Raw genomic sequence first — 16774 nt, 5'->3', positions numbered from 1 at the left:
GGCGAAGCGCTCGGTTCCGGACGGTCACGATCCGCGCCCGAGCGCTCGGCGATCCTGCCATGGGCGAGAGGCGCCCGGCGGGTCATGCGGCAGGCCGCCCCATGCGGCTGCCGCGTTGGAGAGGGGTCGGTGCCGCACCATTGCGGCGAACCCCTTTAACGAAAGCGCCCGGAGCGGAACCGCACCGGGCGTTGGCGTCAGCGGTCGATCAGCGGCGGATGCCGAGCTTCTCGATCAGCGAGCGGTAGCGCGGCTCGCTCTTGCTCTTCAGGTAGTCGAGCAGCGAGCGGCGCTGCGAGACCATCTTGAGCAGGCCGCGACGGGAGTGGTTGTCCTTGGTGTGGGACTTGAAGTGGCCGGTCAGGTTGTTGATGCGCTCGGTGAGGATCGCGACCTGGACTTCCGGCGAGCCGGTGTCGTTCGGCTTGGTGGCATGCTCTTTCATGAGCGCGGTCTTGCGCTCGGCAGTGATCGACATCGTGTGATCCTTCGGTTGGGTGTTGATCTGGCGGGCCGCAGCCGGGATGTCGTCCAGCAGGGTCCGAAGCCCGCGATCCGCCTCATCGGGGAGGGGTCGCGCAGCCGGCGGGGAGGCCGGTTGCGGGCGGTATACACGAAATCGCGGGAAATGCCAGCGCGCCGGGCGGAACCTGTCGGGAAGCCGCCCGTTGCACGAGTCTGGTCGATGGAGGGGTGTGGCGTCATGCGCAATTCGGACAAGGATCGCCTCATTCTCGCGCTGGCCGCGCAGCTGCAGGCGGAGCGCCAGACCCGCGAGGCGCTCGCCGCCGTCGTCGCCAACGGCCAGCTCGACCGCGAGGTCCTGCTCGCCATCCTCGAGGATCCTGTTCCGGCCCCGTCCCGCGAGGATCTCCTGCGCGCCGAGGCACTGTCCCGCCGGCCGCATCTCGCGGCGAGGGCCGCCTGATGGCGCCGCGTCCCGCCTGGAAGGGCTATCTCAAGCTGTCGCTCGTTTCCTGCGCCGTCGAGCTGACCGGCACCACCGACCACAGCGAGAAGGTCTCCTTCCGCATCATCAACCGCAAGACCGGCCATACCGTGAAGCGGCAATATGTCGACGGCGTCACCGGCAAGCCGGTCGAGGACGACGACGAGGTCAAAGGCTACGAGATCGGCGACGACGAGTATCTGCTGGTCGAGGAGGACGAGATCGACGCCGTCCAGATCGAATCCTCACACACCCTCTCGATCGAGCATTTCGTCGACCGCGCCGACATCCCGCAGATCTATTTCGACACGCCTTATTACGTGACCCCCTCCGACGACGTCTCGGAGGAGGCCTTCGCGGTCATCCGCGAGGCGATGGCGCGGCAGAAGAAGGCTGGCATCGCCCGCATCGTGCTCTATCGCCGCGAGCGCCCGGTGATGATCGAGCCCTTCGACAAGGGCCTGCTGCTGACGACGTTGCGCTACGACAAGACGGTGCGGAAACCCGACGAGATCTTCAGCGATCTGGGCAAGCCCAAGATCGATTCAGAGCTGATCGACCTCGCCACCCACATCATCGACAAGAAGCAGGCCGCCTTCGACCCGTCGGGCTTCGAGGACCGTTACGAGAGCGCCCTGCTGGAGCTCATCCAGGCCAAGCAGAAGGGCAAGAAGCCGCCCGTGGTGCAGGCGGCCGAGCGGCCTGCCAATGTCGTCAACCTGTTCGAGGCGCTGAAGAAGAGCCTCGCCGGAGACGACGGGGCCGGCGCGGGCAAACCCGCCCCGAGCAAGGGCAAGAAGGCCGCCGACGAGCCGGCGCCCGCGAAATCGTCCGCGCGCGCCAAATCGGCTGCCAAGCCCGCCAGGACGAAGAAGAGCGCCTGAGCGGCCGGGAGCGCGTCGAATGGCTGGCCTCGACCTTTATCGTGCCAAGCGGGACTTCAGCCGCACCGGCGAGCCGGAGGGAGCCCGGCAAGGCAAATCGGGCAAGGCCCAGGCGCGCAAGGCCCATGGCGGCGCATTCGTCGTCCACAAGCATGCCGCCCGGCGCCTGCATTACGATCTCCGGCTCGAACATGACGGCGTGCTCTGGTCCTGGGCGGTGACGCGCGGGCCGAGCCTCGATCCCGACGAGAAGCGCCTCGCCGTCCATGTCGAGGATCACCCGCTCGAATATGGCAGCTTCGAGGGCACCATCCCCGAGGGGCAATACGGCGCCGGCTCCGTCATCGTCTGGGACGAGGGGCGCTGGGTCCCGGAAGGCGATCCCGCCTTCGGCCTCGAAAAGGGCCATCTCTCCTTCATGCTCGAGGGCCACAAGCTCGCCGGGCAATGGCATCTCGTGCGTCTGAAGCCGCGCCGGGGGGAAAAGCGCGACAACTGGCTGCTGATCAAGGTCGATGACGCGGCCGCGAGGCCCGACGGGGACATTCTCGAAACCGCGCCGAACTCGGTCGCGTCGGGGCTGAGTATCGAGGACATCGCCGCCGGCAAGGCGTCAGAGCCGCGAGTCTGGGGCAAGACGAAGCGGCCGGGCACGAACGACGTCAGCGACGCCGGCCGGCAGCCGCAGGCCAAGCCGGCCCCGAAGGCCTCGCGCGCCGCAAAGTCCAACACAGCTCCCAAGACGGCTCGCAAGACCACTCCCAAGGCGCCGCAGCGCGATGCCCTGCCAGATTTCGTGCCGCCCTGCCTAGCGACGCTGCAGGAGAAGCCTCCGGCCGGCGAGCGCTGGCTCCACGAGGTCAAGTTCGACGGCTACCGTCTTCAGGCCCGCATCGAGAACGGTGCCGTGCGTCTCCTGACCCGCTCGGGGCTGGACTGGACGGAGCGTTTCGGCACGACGCTTGCCGAGGGGCTCGCCAACCTGCCCTGCGAAACGGCCCTGATCGACGGCGAGGTCGTCGCCCTCGGCGAAAGCGGGGTCTCCTCGTTCGGGGCGCTGCAGGAGGCACTGTCCGCGGGTCGCCCCGGGGTCCTGGTCTTCTTCGCCTTCGACTTGCTGCATCTCGACGGGCAGGATCTGCGTGCCGACCCGCTGATCGCGCGCAAGGGCCGGCTCGAGGACCTGCTCCGCGGTGCCGACGAGGCCGGCCCCTTGCGCTACAGCGAGCATTTCGTCGAGCCCGGCCAGACCATGCTGCGCCATGCCTGCCGCATGGGGCTTGAAGGCGTCATTTCCAAGCGCGCCGACGCGCCCTATCGAAGCGGCCGTGGCCGGGACTGGGTGAAGTCGAAATGCACGCTGCGGCAGGAATTCGTGATCGCCGGCTATGTGCCTTCCAAGGGCTCGGGCCGTGAGCTGGGTTCGATCGTCGCGGCCTATCACGAGGGAGGCGTGCTCAGGCCGGCCGGGCGCGTCGGGACCGGCTTCACCCGCGCTTCCGCAGCCGTGCTGAAAAAGCGCCTCGACGCGCTCCGGAGCGAGACATCGCCCTTCGAGGGTGCAGCAGGCCGCGAAAAGGGCATCGTCTGGGTCAAGCCGGAACTCGTCGCGGAGGTCGAATTCGGCGCCTGGACCGGGTCGAAAACGCTGCGCCATGCCAGCTTTCTCGGCCTCCGGGAGGATAAGCCGGCGCAGGAGGTGGTGGCCGAGCAGCCGCAGAAAGCGACGGCTAAAGCTGAGCAGGCGCAGCCGCGCGAGCCGACCAGGACGTCAAAGGCGCGCCCCACCGCCGGTCAGGCCAAGGCGAAGCGCCTTGCGGCGAAGTCAACAAGCAGGCCCGCGGCCCCGAAGGCGGCGACCTCGGTCAAGCTCAGCAGCCCCGACAAGCCGCTCTGGCCCGATATCGGCTTCACCAAGCAGGATCTGCTCGACTACTACGCCACCATCTGGCCGGTGATGGCGCCGCATGTGATCGACCGACCGCTCAGCCTCGTCCGGGCGCCGAACGGCATTGGCGGCCACTCCTTCTTCCAGAAGCACGCCATGCCGGGAATGCCCGAGGCGATCCACCGCATCCGCGACAAGGATGGCGAGGAGTTGCTCTTCATCCGCGATTTCGACGGGCTGGCGGCGCTGGTCCAGCTCGGCACGGTCGAGATCCATCTCTGGGGTGCGACGATCGAGGCCGTCGAAACGCCGGACCAGATCATCTTCGATCTCGACCCCGATCCCGGCGTGCCGCTCGAGCGCGTCCGTGAGGCCGCGTTGACCGTCCGCGACCGCCTGAGCGAGATCGGGTTCGAAAGCCTGCTGAAGACATCCGGAGGCAAGGGCTACCACGTCGTGATGCCCTTGAAGGCGCGCGCCGGCTGGGACCGGGTAAAGGGCTTTGCGCGCGATTTTGCCCAGGCCCTGGCCGGCAGCGAGCCGTCGCGCTTCACCGCGACGCTGTCGAAGAAGGCGCGCAAGGGCAAGATCTTCGTCGATTATCTGCGCAATGGCCGTGGCTCGACCGCGATCGCGCCCTATTCGACCCGCGCCCGCCCCGGTGCGCCGGTGGCGATGCCGATCGCCTGGGACGATCTGGCGACCACCACCCCCGACGCCTTCAGCGCCGGGGCCGTGCTGAGGGATGGGCCGCCGGCCGATCTCTGGGCCGGCTTCTTCGATTCAGCCCGCCCCCTGACGGGGAAGGGCTGAATTCCACTCAGAACTCTTCCCAACCGGCATCGCTGGCGCGGCTGTTGGCGACCTTCTTCGCCGGAGCGGGGGCCGGGGCAGGAGCGGACGCCTGCGGCCGGGGCGCGGCGGGACGGGGCGCTGGGCGCGGCGCCTGCGCCTTGGTCTGAGCAAAGGCGGCTTCCGCGAGCTCGCGCAGGCGGGCGGGCTCGCCTGCTGGCGCGGAAGGTGCCGCATGCGCCGCGTGGCCGGAGTCCGGCCCGGTTTTGAACGCCGCCACGAGGTCGTTGAGCTGGCCGATGCGGTTGGAGAGCGAGCCGGCGGACGCCGCGCTCTGCTCGGCGAGTGCCGCATTCTGCTGGGTCATCTCGTCGAGATGGGCGACAGCCTGGCTCATCTCGTCGATGCCGTTGGCCTGCTCGCCCGACGCCGCCGAGATGTCGGCGATGGTGGCGGCGACCTTCTTCGAGGCGGAGAGAATCTGGCTGAGCTGCTCGCCCGCCTGACGCACGAGCTTCACGCCCTCGCCGACCTCGCTGTTCGACGACGAGATCAGCGCCGAGATGTCCTTGGCCGCCTCGCTGGAGCGCTGGGCGAGCGTGCGGACTTCCGAGGCCACGACCGCGAAGCCCTTGCCGGCATCGCCGGCGCGAGCCGCTTCGACCGCCGCGTTCAGCGCCAGCAGGTTGGTCTGGAAGGCGATGTCGTCGATCACCCGGATGATGTCGGAGATCTTGGTCGAGGCGCCCTCGATGCGGGCCATGGCGTCCACAGCCTGGCCGGCGATGGTGCCGCCGGTCTGGGCGGCTTCCATGGCTTCGTTCGCGATCGAAGCCGCCTGGCGCGAGGCCTGGGCCGAGGCCTTCACCGAGGCCGCGAGCTCTTCGGTGGTCGCGGCAGTCTCTTCCAGGCTCGAGGCCTGCTCCTCGGTGCGCTTCGACAAGTCGTCCGCGCCCATGTTGATCTCGCGGGCGGCCAGGCCGACCTCCGAAGAGGTCAGCTGGATCGTCTTCACCGTGGCCGAGAGCCGGTCGACCGTCTCGTTGATGGCGCCCTTCAGTTCGGCGAACTTGCCGCGATAGGCGGCATCGACCCGCACCGTCAGGTCGCCGGCGGCGACCGCCGAGAGCGTGCGGGCGAACTCGCTGGTGGCGGAATCGACGACCGCATTGATCTCGTTGATGCCGGCGACGAGCTTCTGCATCTGCTCGTCGGCCTGGTCGATCTGCAGCCGCGCCGAGAAATCGCCCGCTGCCGCAGCTGCCACCACCTCGCCGACATCGGAGACCACCGCCTCCATCGACTGGGCACGGGCGAGGCGCGCCGCTGCCGCAGCCTGCTCCTGCTGCTCGAGCGCGCGGATGCGCTTGATGTTCTCCTGGAAATCGCCGAGCGCATGGCTGATCGCATCGACCTCGACCATGCCGACCTTGGACGGGATCCGCGCATCATCGGCGCCCGACAGCATCAGCCCGACCGATTCTGCGAGCTGCCCCAGCGGACGCACCACGCCGCGGTGGAACAGCACGACGATGCCGATGACGATGCCCGTCACGGCGAGGATGGCGACCAGCGACAGCGCCAGCTGCCAGCCGGCGCGGGTCAGGCCGGCATCGATCTCGGCCTTGGCCTGGGCGAAGGCGGCGTCGCGCATCTCGAGAATCGTGGCCAGCGACTTCTGCGTCCAGGCGCGCCAGTCGGTCAGGCTCATGCCGGGCGGCGTGCCGTCACGCGCCGCCTCGTACATGGTGCGGTAGGTCTTGGCCTCCTCCTCGCGGAAGCCGTTCTGCACCGTGGCAAGCGCCGCCTTCAGCTGCGGCGTAACCTCCATCTGGGCCACGGCCTGGTCGATCAGGACCCAGAGCTGCTCGATGCGACCGCCGAAGCGGTCGACCTGCGAGATCGCCGTCGGCGTCAGCTTCACGCCGCTGCCGACATATTGGGTGAAATGGACCGAACGGCTGCCGGCCGCCTCGCGGATCGTCGTGGCGAACTCGCCGAGCGACACGGTGTTGCTGACCTCGGGGTTGAGATCGCCGATCCGGGCGCCGATCTGGCGTTGCAGGGCGGTCTGCTGGTTCAGCAGTTCGAGCACGGTCGCGCTGAACTGCTGGGCGATCTTGGGGTCGCGCTGCTGCAGGGGCTTGGTGCCCTCGGCCATCGCGATCCGGCGCGCCTCGGCGAGCCGCGGAGCGATGCTGGCCACCGGGCCGGCATAGTCCGCACGCTTGGCGAAGCCCGTCTCGGCGACGCTCTCCTGCATCTGGGCGACGCGGGCATCGGTGTCCTGGGCGGATTGCTTGGCCGTGGCGGCGATCTTGCCGTCGGGATCGGCCGACAGGATGACCTGGGTCATGCCGCCGCGCTCGATCGCGGCGCGCTCGATGACCCGGCTGATCGCCTCGGAGGCGACGACGAGGCTGCGGGTCTCCCGCGCCGTCGAGAGCGCCTGCATCTGCTGATAGGCGACGTAACCGCTGGCCAGGATGGCGGCGCCACCGGCCGCGATGGTGCAGATGAGAAAATGCGTGACGCGCATGGCGCTGTGTCCCCGACGGCCGCCGCCTCGAATCCGGGTGGCGGGCCGTGCCGTTCTGATGCGGCTGGGGACCCGCGCTAACCGGAGCGTTGTCGTCCGAGAGATAGGCGCCGGGCCGTTAACGCGACCTTTCGATCGACCGCCTCGGCGCTGCAGTCAGAGATTGAAGACGCGGTGGGGGACGAATTCACCCTGCTCGACCGCGCCGATGGCGATCAGGACGCCGCCGCAGGTGGCATAGACCGCCGGGCTCGCCGGCAGCGCGTCGCGCCCACGCAGCAGCACGCTCTGCCCGCGCTTCAGCCGCATCGCCGCATCGCGGTTGATCGCGATCTCCGGGATCAGCGACAGCGCCGCCATCACCGGCTGAAGGGCGCCGGCCGCACTCTCCGCGCTTTTGCGCAGGGTCTCGACCGAGGTCGCGTCGGCAATGCCGAAGGGCCCGACGCGGGTACGCCGCAGATGCGCGACATGGCCGAGGCAGCCGAGCGCTAGCCCGAGATCGCGGGCGATGGCGCGCACATAGGTGCCCTTGCCGCATTCGGCCTCGAAGGTCGTGGTAGCGCCGTCATGGGCGACGATGCGCAGCGCGTCGATCTCGACCGGGCGGGCCTCCAGCACGACCTCCTCGCCATCGCGGGCGAGGTCATAGGCGCGCTCGCCGGCGATCTTGATGGCGGAGAATTTCGGCGGCACCTGGCTGATCGTGCCGGTGAAGCGCGGCAATAGCGCCGCAATCGCCGCTTCGTCCGGCCGCGCATCCGAGGTCGCGATCACCTTGCCTTCGGTGTCGTCGGTATCGGTCTGGCTGCCCCATGACACGGTGAACTGGTAGGCCTTGCGCCCGTCCATGACGAAGGGAACGGTCTTGGTGGCCTCGCCGAGCGCGATCGGCAGCAGGCCCGAGGCGAGCGGGTCGAGCGTGCCCGCATGGCCGGCCTTCTTCGCCGCGAAGGCTCGCTTCACCACCGCGACCGCATGGGTCGAGGTCATGCCGACGGGCTTGTCGAGAACGACCCAGCCATGCACGTCGCGTTTTTTCGGACGCGGAGCGAAGCTTTGGCCCTGGGGTTCGAGCACATCCGGAGAGGCCGGCTCAGTCATCGTCCTGCTCGTCGGTCTGGATGCGCAGCGGCTGCTTCAGGATGTCCTGGCGCACCTTGTCGGAATAGAGGATGGCATCGACGCGCTCGGCCTCGGCGAAGCTCTCATCCGCCAGGAAGCGGATATCCGGCGCGAATTTCAGGTTCACCCGATGGGCGATCTCGCCGCGGATATAGCGCTTGTGGTCGTTGAGCGCCTTCAGCACCGGCTTCACGTCGCCGCCGCCCAGCGGCATGATATAGCAGGTCGCGAGCTTCAGATCCGAAGAGAGGCGCACCTCGGGCACGGTGACGACATGCCGGGCCAGGACCTCGTCATGGATGTCACCGCGCGAGAGCAGCTCCGCCAGCGCGTGACGGATGACTTCGCCGATACGCAGCTGGCGCTGGTTCGGTCCGGAGGGTTTTGCAGGTCTTGCCATGGTTCTCGTTCTCCGGGTTCGGACCGGATGGACGGTCGATAAAAGCATCATGGCCGGGCAAGCCCGGCCATGATCAGCCTGGGTCGAAGCGCAACGCCTCAGAGCGTGCGCTTGATCTCCTCGACGCGGTAGCACTCGATGACGTCGCCGGCGCGCATGTCCTGGTAGTTCTCGAAGGACATACCGCACTCCTGGCCCGCCACGACTTCCTTGGCGTCGTCCTTGAAGCGCTTGAGCTGGGCGAGCTTGCCCTCGTGAACCACGACATTGTCGCGGATCAGGCGGACATTGGCGCCACGCTCGATCGTGCCGTCGGTGACGCGGCAACCGGCGATCTTGCCGACCTTCGAGACCGCGAAGATCTCGAGGATCTGCGCGTTGCCGAGCATGGTCTCGCGCAGGGTCGGAGCCAGCAGACCCGACATCGCCGCCTTCACATCGTCCACGAGGTTGTAGATGATGTTGTAGTAGCGGATTTCGACGCCGGCCCGTTCGGCCGCCTCGCGCGCTTCCTTGTGGGCACGCACGTTGAAGCCGATCACGGCCGCGCCCGAAGCCTGGGCCAGCGTGATGTCGGATTCCGTGATGCCGCCGACGCCCGACTGCAGCACGCGGGCGCGCACCTCGTCGTTGCCGACCTTTTCAAGCGTTCCCACAATGGCTTCGACCGAACCCTGCACGTCGCCCTTGACGACGAGCGGGAATTCCTTGCGGCCGGCGCCTTCCTTGAGATCGCGCATCATGTCGGCGAGCGAGCGGCCGGCCGACGATCCACCGCCGCGAGCGGCGATCCGGTCGCGCTTCTGGCGCTCGCGGTAATCGGTGATCTCGCGGGCACGGGCCTCGGACTCGACCACCGCGACGCGGTCGCCGGCCTCGGGCGTGCCGTTGAAGCCGAGAACCTCCACGGGAAGTGACGGAGGCGCTTCCTTGATCTGGGCGCCGGTGTCGCCGATGAGGGCGCGCACGCGACCCCATTCCGAACCCGCCACGACGATGTCGCCGGTGCGCAGCGTGCCGCGCTGGACGAGCACGGTCGCGACCGGGCCGCGGCCGCGATCGAGCTTGGCCTCGATCACCGTGCCCTCGGCCGGACGATCCGGATTGGCCTTGAGGTCGAGCAGTTCGGCCTGCAGCGCAATCGCCTCGAGCAGCTTGTCGAGGTTCTTGCCCGTCTTGGCGGACACCTCGATTTCGAGCGTCTCGCCGCCCAGCGTCTCGACCTGGATCTCGTACTGCAGCAGTTCCGCACGAACCCGCTCGGGGCTCGCATCGGTCTTGTCGATCTTGTTGATCGCCACGATCAGCGGAACGCCCGCAGCCTTGGCGTGATTGATCGCCTCGACCGTCTGCGGCATCACGCCGTCATCGGCCGCGACGACCAGCACGACCACGTCCGTCACCTTGGCGCCGCGGGCGCGCATCGCCGTGAAGGCGGCGTGGCCGGGCGTGTCGATGAAGGTGACGAAGGCGCCCGACGGCGTCTTCACCTGATAGGCGCCGATATGCTGGGTGATGCCGCCGGCCTCTCCGGTGACGACATGGGTCTGGCGGATCGCGTCGAGCAGCGAGGTCTTGCCGTGGTCGACATGGCCCATGATCGTGACGACGGCGGGCCGCGAGAGCAGCGTCTCGTCGGTGTCGGGGGTGTCGAAGAGACCCTCTTCAACGTCCGATTCGGCGACGCGCTTGACCGTGTGGCCCATTTCCTCGGCCACCAGCTGGGCGGTGTCGGCGTCGATCACGTCCGTGATCTTGTGCATCGCGCCCTGCTTCATCAGCAGGCGGATGACGTCGACGCCCCGCTCGGTCATGCGGTTGGCGAGTTCCTGGATGGTGATCGTCTCGGGAATGATCACCTCGCGCATCACGCGTTCCTTCGCGACGTCCGAGGCGCGATGCCCGGTCATGCGCTGGACACGGCGGCGGAAGGCGGCGACCGAACGCGTACGCTCGTCGTCTCCGCCGGTCGCGGTCGACAATGTCAGACGGCCGCGCGGCTTCTCGCCGACCTTCGGGGTCTTGGGAGCCGGAGCCGGGGCGCCGCGCGGCGGACCACCCGCACCACCGCCGGGGCGGCGGAAAGCGGGCCGGGCCTCGCCGTCATCAGGACGGCTGCGCGGGGTGGCGGTGGACGGTGCCTGACGCGTCGGCCGGGTGATGGCGGGCTCGGCCGGAGCCGCCGCATCGACGCGCGGCGGCCGCGGCGTCTCGAGACGCGGCGGACGGGAATCGAGGCGCGGAGGACGCGCGCCGACATCCCGCATCGGGGTGCGGGGCGCGAATTCGGGACGCGGGCCGGCAGCGGCCGGGCGCGGCGCAAAGCCGGCGGCCGGCGGCGGGGCCGATTGCGGCTGCGACGGAGCGGCCGGGGCGACATCGCGCGGCGGCTGCGGCGCACGCGGGGCCTGGGGCTCATCCATGCGCTGGCGGGCGGCGCTTTCGGCGCGGCGCTTGCGATCTTCTTCCTGCCGGCGACGCTCTTCCTCTTCGCGCTGGCGGGCGAGGGCGGCTTCACGCTCCTGGCGCTCGCGCTCGGCGGCCAGCGCACGGGCACGGGCCTCGTCCTCGGCGATCCGGCGGGCTTCCGCCTCGCGGCCGCGGGAGTCGGAGAGGGCGCGCTGACGCGCCTCCTTCTCGTCCTCGGAGAGGGTCCGCAGCAGCATGCCGGAAGCAGGGCGGGCGGGCGGCGTCGGCGCGGCGGGAGCCGGGCGGGGCGCAGCCTGCTGGACCGGCGGCGCGGCAGGGCGCGGTGCCGCGACCTCCTTGACGTCCGGGCCGGCGACGCGGCGCTTGACCTCGACGACAACCTGCTTGGAGCGCCCATGCGAGAAGCTCTGCCGGACAGTGCTCTGTTCGACAGGACGCTTCAGGCTCAGGGTCTTCGGGGGGCTGACGGTCAAAGTCTTGTCGCCCGGGGTCTTGGTATCGCTCATTCTGTGCTCGGTCCTGCCGCGTTCGGTCCAGCCGGTTCGGTCGTTCGTTGGTCTACGGAATCGTCGCCTGCGGGGTTGGCACCGGTCGGCTTATCCGGGTCGGTTGCGCCGGCATCGCCCGTCCGATAGCGAACGAGCCGACGCCAGCGGGAGAGGAAACCCTCCGCCGCCGGTCCCGGAGCAAGCGCCGCATGTATCACATGTGGGCGGCCCAACGCCAATTCCAAATCTTCGCTCGCAAAAATTGCCACGACGTGAGGCCTTCGCGGCTTCAGACCGGCCTCTTCGCGGGCCAGTTCGGCCCGGCGCAGGGCCTGGCCGATCTTGCGGCGCCCGTCCTCGGCCCCGTCGCTGGCCTCGATCACGCCGGCACACTGGCCGGAGCCGATCATCGCCTCGACCTTGGCGAAGCCCGCCTGCACCAGCCCGGCCTTGTTGGCCATGGCCAGCGCCTGCAGCGCGTCCTTGTGCATCAGCCGGTCGATCATCGCGACCAGATCGGGCGGCACGACGACTTTGGTCTTCAGCGAGCGCTCGAAGGCGCGGCGCTTGATCGCCTCGGCGACGGTTGCCGCGCTGAGGCTGGCCCAGACGCCGCGCCCCGGCAGCTTGCGGCGCAGATCCGGCACCAGCACGCCTTCGGGGCCGACGACGAAGCGGATCAGCTCGTCGGGCGACTGGACCGTCCGCGTCACGACGCAGCTCCGCTCCGGCCCGTCGCGGCGGGCCTGGGGCGTCTCGCGCGCAGCGCGCGCTTGAGCCGCGTTCATGGCGGGTTTCCGGCTCAGGCCTCGGCCGTCGCCTCGGCGGCGTCCTCGGTCTCTTCGGCGGGCGCCTCGACCCAGCCGGCCTGGACGCGGGCGGCCATGATGATGGCCTCGGCGTCCTGGCGCGACAGGTCGAACCCGTCGAGATAGCCGGAATGGCGGGTGGTCTCGCCATCCTTGCGCTCGGTCCAGCCGACGAGGTCGTCGGTGGCGCAGCCGGCGAGGTCCTCGACGTTCTTCACGTCGTTCTCGCCCAGCGCCACCATCATCGCGGTGGTGATGCCGGCGACCTCGCGCAGCCCGTCCTCGACGCCCAGCGCACGGCGCTTCTCGTCGAACTCGGCCTCGACCGCGGCCAGATACTCCTGGGCGCGCGACTGGATCTCGGCACCGGTCTCCTCGTCGAAGCCCTCGATCGAGGCGAGCTCGGAAGGATCGACATAGGCGACCTCCTCGACCGTGCGGAAGCCTTCCGACGCGAGCAGCTGGCCGACCGTTTCGTCGACGTTCAGCGCGTTCATGAAGATGTCGGTGCGGGTGACGAATTCCTTCTGGCGCCGCTCGGATTCCTCGGCCTCGGTCAGGATGTCGATGTCCCAGCCGGTGAGCTGCGAGGCCAAGCGGACGTTCTGGCCGCGACGGCCGATCGCGAGCGAGAGCTGCTCGTCGGGCACCACGACCTCGATCTTGTCGGCCTCCTCGTCGAGCACGACCTTGGCGACTTCCGCCGGCTGCAGCGCGTTGACGACGAAGGTGGCGACGTCGGGCGACCACGGGATGATGTCGATCTTCTCGCCCTGGAGCTCGCCGACGACGGCCTGCACGCGCGAGCCGCGCATGCCGACGCAGGCGCCGACGGGGTCGATCGAGGAATCGCGGCTGATCACGGCGATCTTGGCGCGAGAGCCCGGATCGCGGGCGACGGCCTTCACCTCGACGATGCCGTCGTAGATTTCCGGCACTTCCTGGCCGAACAGCTTGGCCATGAACTGCGGATGGGTGCGGGACAGGAAGATCTGCGGGCCGCGCGGTTCACGGCGCACGTCGTAGACATAGGCGCGGGCACGGTCGCCGACCTTGAAGGTCTCACGCGGGATCATCTCGTCGCGGCGGATGATCGCCTCGCCGCGGCCGAGATCGACGAAGACGTTGCCGTATTCGACGCGCTTGACCGCGCCGTTGACGATCTCGCCGATGCGATCCTTGTACTCGTCGTACTGGCGGTCACGCTCGGCCTCGCGGACCTTCTGCACGATGACCTGCTTGGCGGCCTGGGCGGCGATGCGGCCGAAATCGAAGGGTGGCAGCGGATCGGCGATCACGTCGCCGACCTGGGCGGCCGGGTTGTGGCGCTTGGCCTCGTCGACGGTGATCTCGACGGCCGGGTTCTCGACGCTGTCGACGACCTGGAGATGGCGCGCCAGGCGCAGTTCGCCGGTCTTGGTGCTGATCTCGGCATGGACGTCGGTCTCGGCGCCGTAGCGCGAGCGGGCGGCCCGGGCGATGGCGTCCTCCATCGCGTCCAGCACGATCTGCCGGTCGATCGATTTCTCGCGGGCGACGGCGTCCGCGATCTGAAGCCATTCGAGCCTGTTGGCTGCGACCACCATGGCGCTCACTCCTCTTCGGTTGTGTCGGGCGGAGTCTGTCCGCGCATCTTGTCGGGCCGCGGGCCCAGCGACTTCTTGCGCCCCTTGGGCGGCGCGGCGATCTCGTCGGCCGACGGCATCGCGGGCGGCAGCCCCGCCTTGCCGCGGCGCAGCGACTCGGTCACCAGCGCGTCGGTCAGCACCAGCCGGGCATCGCCGATCAACGTCATCGGAATCGCGACGTTGCGCTCATCCTCGGTCTTGGCGTCGTCGCGGGCGAGCAGTGCGTTGTCGCCCTCGACGCCGAGAAGGATGCCGCGGAAGCGCTTGCGACCATGGACGGGGGTCTCGGTGTCGATCTTGGCCAGATGGCCGGCCCAGCGGGCGAAATCGCCGGCGCGGACAAGGGGCCGGTCGATGCCGGGCGACGACACCTCGAGGTGGTAGGCGACCTGGATCGGGTCGTCGACGTCGAGCGCCGGCGAGACCGCCTGGCTGACCTCCTCGCACCCCTCGACATTCATCGTGCCGTCCGGCCGTTCGGCCATGATCTGCACGGTGCAGCCGTTCTGGCCGGTGACCCGCACCCGCACCAGCCGGTAGCCGAGATCGACGATGGCGGGCTCGATGATCGCGGCGACGCGCGCCGCCACACCGCTCTCGACGACGAGGCGGGGATCGTTGTCCTGTTCGCTGGCGTTCGGCTCGTTCATGCCCTGGCTGCCTGCCTCTCAGACGGGCTCGAGCCCGGCTGCGACCGAAGGATGGCGCATGGAGCGCCGGGAGCGGCCGCGCGGGGGCCGCCGGCCATCGGCGTCATGCTCGGCCCCGGCTGGGCTGCGGCCAACAAAAAAGAGCGGACCTTCCGGCCCGCTCTTGATCATCGGCTGATACCGAAACCAGAGCTGTTGGCGCCTATTTAGTCTGCATCGGCCCTGCTGGCAAGCGTCCTCTCCCGACCGCGACCGCGCGAAACTCTGGTGCGGCATTCCGCTAACCCGCTGGTCATCCTTCTGCGCCATGTTGGGGCCGCTGCGCGTTGTTTGGGGATGCGGTATGAGTTCTGTCAGTTCGCTGTTGCGCGATCTCGAGACGACGATGGTGCGCGGCTCGGCCGACGAGCGCACGCAGATCCTGTCGCGTCTGACCGATCTCTTCCTCAGCACCGCGGCCGTCATGGACGACGACCAGGTTGGCATTTTCGACGTCGTCATCGGCCGGCTCTCGCGGGCGATCGAACTCAGGGCGCGCATCGAGCTCTCCGAGCGGCTGGCACCGGTGCCCAACGCGCCGGCGGGCGTGGTGCGCCAGCTGGCGCTGGACGAGATCGCCGTGGCCCGTCCCGTCCTCGTCGCCTCGCCTCGTCTCACCGATCAGGACCTCGTCGCCATCTCCGCGGCGAAGGGGCGCGATCACATGCTCGCCATCACCGAGCGCGAGGATCTCGGCGAGCCGGTGACCGATTTCCTGATCCTGCGCGGCGGGCGGCTCGTCACCCACGCGATCGCCGCCAATCACGGCGCCCGCTTCTCGCATCACGGCATGGGCGTGCTCGTCATGCGCGCCAACCAGGACGATGCGCTCCAGTCCGCGCTCGGCGACCGCAGGGACCTGCCGGCCGAACTCGCCGCGCAGCTGATGGCGGCAGCGAAGAACTCCGCCCGGCGCCGGCTCTCGGCCGGTCTCGATCCGAACATGGCCGAAGCCGTCGGCGACGCGGTCGAGCGCGGCGCGCGGGCCGTTGCAGCCGATGCGGAGATCCAGGGTAATCTCGGCACGGCCAACGAGGCGCTGGTCGAGATCAACCGGCTCCGCGATGAAAACCAGCTCGACGAGGCCACGCTCGTCCGCTTCGCCACCTCCGGCGCGACGGAACATGCGATCTGCGCCGTGGCGGTGCTGTCGGAACTGAGCCTGCCGGCAGCCGAACAGGCCGTGCTCGGGCCGGATCGCGACGCGGTGCTGCTGGTTGCGCGTGGGCTGGGCTGGTCCTGGGAGACCGCCGCCGCGCTGATCGGCCTGCGCAAGGATTTCGGCAAGTCCGACGCCGCGGTTGATCGGGCCCGGCAGCATTTCCGCACCATCGCCCAGCCGACGGCGCAGCGGGTGCTCGGCTTCCTCAGGATGCGCGACGCACAGCAGTGAGATAGCTCGACACCCGCCCCGCCGCGACCGCCTTGGCTTCGTAGCGGGTCTGGATCCAGCCGAGATAGGGCTGGCGCCAGTCGTCGGCCTTTTCGTCGGTCCAGTCGAAATCGGGCGAGCGCGCCAGCCGCGCCAAAGTCCAGCCGACATAGTCGTCGATGTCGCTGGCGAAGCGGAAGCGCCCGCCCGGACGCAGCGTCCGGGCAAACAGCGCCAGCGTCCGCTCGGACACGAAACGGCGTTTGCGCTGGCGCCGCTTCGGCCAGGGATCGGGATAGAGCAGGTCGATCGCGTCGAGAGAGCCGGCCGGCAGGCGCGGCAGCATCAACGCCGCATCACCATCCCAGATGCGGATATTGGTCAGGCCTTCGCGCTCGATCACGGCCAGGAACTTGGCCATGCCGTTGATGAAGGGCTCGACGCCGATGAAGCCGATCTGCGGGCTCTCGCGCATGCGGCTGAGCAGATGTTCGCCGCCGCCGAACCCGATCTCGAGCCTCACCGCCTCGACCGGCTGCGGAAACAGCGCCCCCAGGTCGGCGATCTCGCCCTCCGGCAGCCGCAGCCGCGGCAGAACCGTATCGATCATCACGCTCTGGCCGTCGCGCAGGGCCTTGCCCTTGCGCCGGCCGAAGAAGGCGCGGTCGGGATCATGGTCATGGGTCATCGGGCGGGTCTTCTGGCTTCGTGACAGGTCGGTCGAACGGCGGGCCGGGCAGGCGGCGAGGTAGCGCCGGACGGGTCCCTAGCAAAAGAAAAG

13 protein-coding genes are annotated in these 16774 nt (G+C 69.2%); 4 read left to right on the top strand and 9 right to left on the bottom strand.

Annotation, left to right across the window (positions count from 1 at the left end; translation table 11 throughout):
- Positions 1-208: 208 nt before the first annotated feature.
- Complete coding sequence (rpsO, locus tag ABIE41_RS04590; protein WP_069053202.1) at positions 209-478, bottom strand: 30S ribosomal protein S15; 270 nt, start codon at positions 476-478, stop codon at positions 209-211.
- 225 nt (positions 479-703) lie between these two features.
- On the opposite strand from rpsO, the gene ABIE41_RS04585 reads away from it, so the two are divergent.
- The 3 genes from ABIE41_RS04585 to ligD are packed head-to-tail and all read left to right on the top strand — an operon-like array spanning position 704 to position 4534.
- Positions 704-928, top strand: a complete 225-nt coding sequence (locus tag ABIE41_RS04585; RefSeq protein ID WP_354191777.1) for a hypothetical protein — start codon at positions 704-706, stop codon at positions 926-928.
- On the top strand, positions 928-1833 hold the full coding sequence (gene ku / locus ABIE41_RS04580) for a non-homologous end joining protein Ku (protein ID WP_192643610.1): 906 nt from the start codon (positions 928-930) through the stop codon (positions 1831-1833). The genes ABIE41_RS04585 and ku overlap by 1 nt, the downstream gene beginning before the upstream one ends.
- Before the next feature lie 19 nt (positions 1834-1852).
- On the top strand, positions 1853-4534 hold the full coding sequence (ligD, locus tag ABIE41_RS04575; protein WP_192643609.1) for a DNA ligase D: 2682 nt from the start codon (positions 1853-1855) through the stop codon (positions 4532-4534).
- Positions 4535-4541: 7 nt separating this feature from the next.
- Here ligD and ABIE41_RS04570 read toward each other — a convergent pair whose 3' ends face one another.
- The 7 genes from ABIE41_RS04570 to rimP all read right to left on the bottom strand — a co-directional run bounded on the left by ABIE41_RS04570 (position 4542) and on the right by rimP (position 14582).
- Complete coding sequence (locus ABIE41_RS04570) at positions 4542-7052, bottom strand: methyl-accepting chemotaxis protein (protein WP_192643608.1); 2511 nt, start codon at positions 7050-7052, stop codon at positions 4542-4544.
- A 156-nt stretch (positions 7053-7208) separates the two neighbouring features.
- Positions 7209-8156, bottom strand: a complete 948-nt coding sequence (truB, locus tag ABIE41_RS04565; RefSeq protein WP_192643607.1) for a tRNA pseudouridine(55) synthase TruB — start codon at positions 8154-8156, stop codon at positions 7209-7211.
- Positions 8149-8577: a 30S ribosome-binding factor RbfA gene (rbfA, locus tag ABIE41_RS04560; protein ID WP_192643606.1), complete on the bottom strand. Its 429-nt coding sequence runs from the start codon at positions 8575-8577 to the stop codon at positions 8149-8151. Before rbfA ends, truB begins: the two co-directional genes overlap by 8 nt.
- A 98-nt stretch (positions 8578-8675) precedes the next feature.
- Positions 8676-11513 carry a translation initiation factor IF-2 gene (gene infB / locus ABIE41_RS04555; protein WP_192643605.1) on the bottom strand — a complete coding sequence of 946 codons (2838 nt, stop codon included), beginning with the start codon at positions 11511-11513 and terminating at the stop codon, positions 8676-8678.
- Positions 11510-12283 carry an RNA-binding protein gene (locus ABIE41_RS04550; protein WP_192643604.1) on the bottom strand — a complete coding sequence of 258 codons (774 nt, stop codon included), beginning with the start codon at positions 12281-12283 and terminating at the stop codon, positions 11510-11512. The genes infB and ABIE41_RS04550 overlap by 4 nt, the downstream gene beginning before the upstream one ends.
- Positions 12284-12297: 14 nt before the next feature.
- Positions 12298-13890: a transcription termination factor NusA gene (nusA, locus tag ABIE41_RS04545; RefSeq protein ID WP_192643603.1), complete on the bottom strand. Its 1593-nt coding sequence runs from the start codon at positions 13888-13890 to the stop codon at positions 12298-12300.
- A 5-nt stretch (positions 13891-13895) separates the two neighbouring features.
- Positions 13896-14582, bottom strand: a complete 687-nt coding sequence (gene rimP / locus ABIE41_RS04540) for a ribosome maturation factor RimP (RefSeq protein WP_192643602.1) — start codon at positions 14580-14582, stop codon at positions 13896-13898.
- Positions 14583-14925: 343 nt separating this feature from the next.
- On the opposite strand from rimP, the gene ABIE41_RS04535 reads away from it, so the two are divergent.
- The gene (locus ABIE41_RS04535; RefSeq protein WP_192643601.1) at positions 14926-16014 is read left to right on the top strand and encodes a DUF2336 domain-containing protein; all 1089 of its coding nucleotides are present in this window, start codon (positions 14926-14928) and stop codon (positions 16012-16014) included.
- Here the strand turns inward: ABIE41_RS04535 and trmB are convergent.
- Positions 15989-16681 carry a tRNA (guanine(46)-N(7))-methyltransferase TrmB gene (gene trmB / locus ABIE41_RS04530; protein ID WP_192643600.1) on the bottom strand — a complete coding sequence of 231 codons (693 nt, stop codon included), beginning with the start codon at positions 16679-16681 and terminating at the stop codon, positions 15989-15991. The two genes, ABIE41_RS04535 and trmB, sit on opposite strands and share 26 nt — an antisense overlap.
- Positions 16682-16774 lie beyond the last annotated feature (93 nt).

Origin of the sequence: Bosea sp. OAE506 (genome assembly GCF_040546595.1) — a bacterium.
Lineage (GTDB): Bacteria > Pseudomonadota > Alphaproteobacteria > Rhizobiales > Beijerinckiaceae > Allobosea.
Note: the sequence above shows the minus strand (reverse complement) of the source record. Positions and strands in the feature narration are given on the sequence as shown.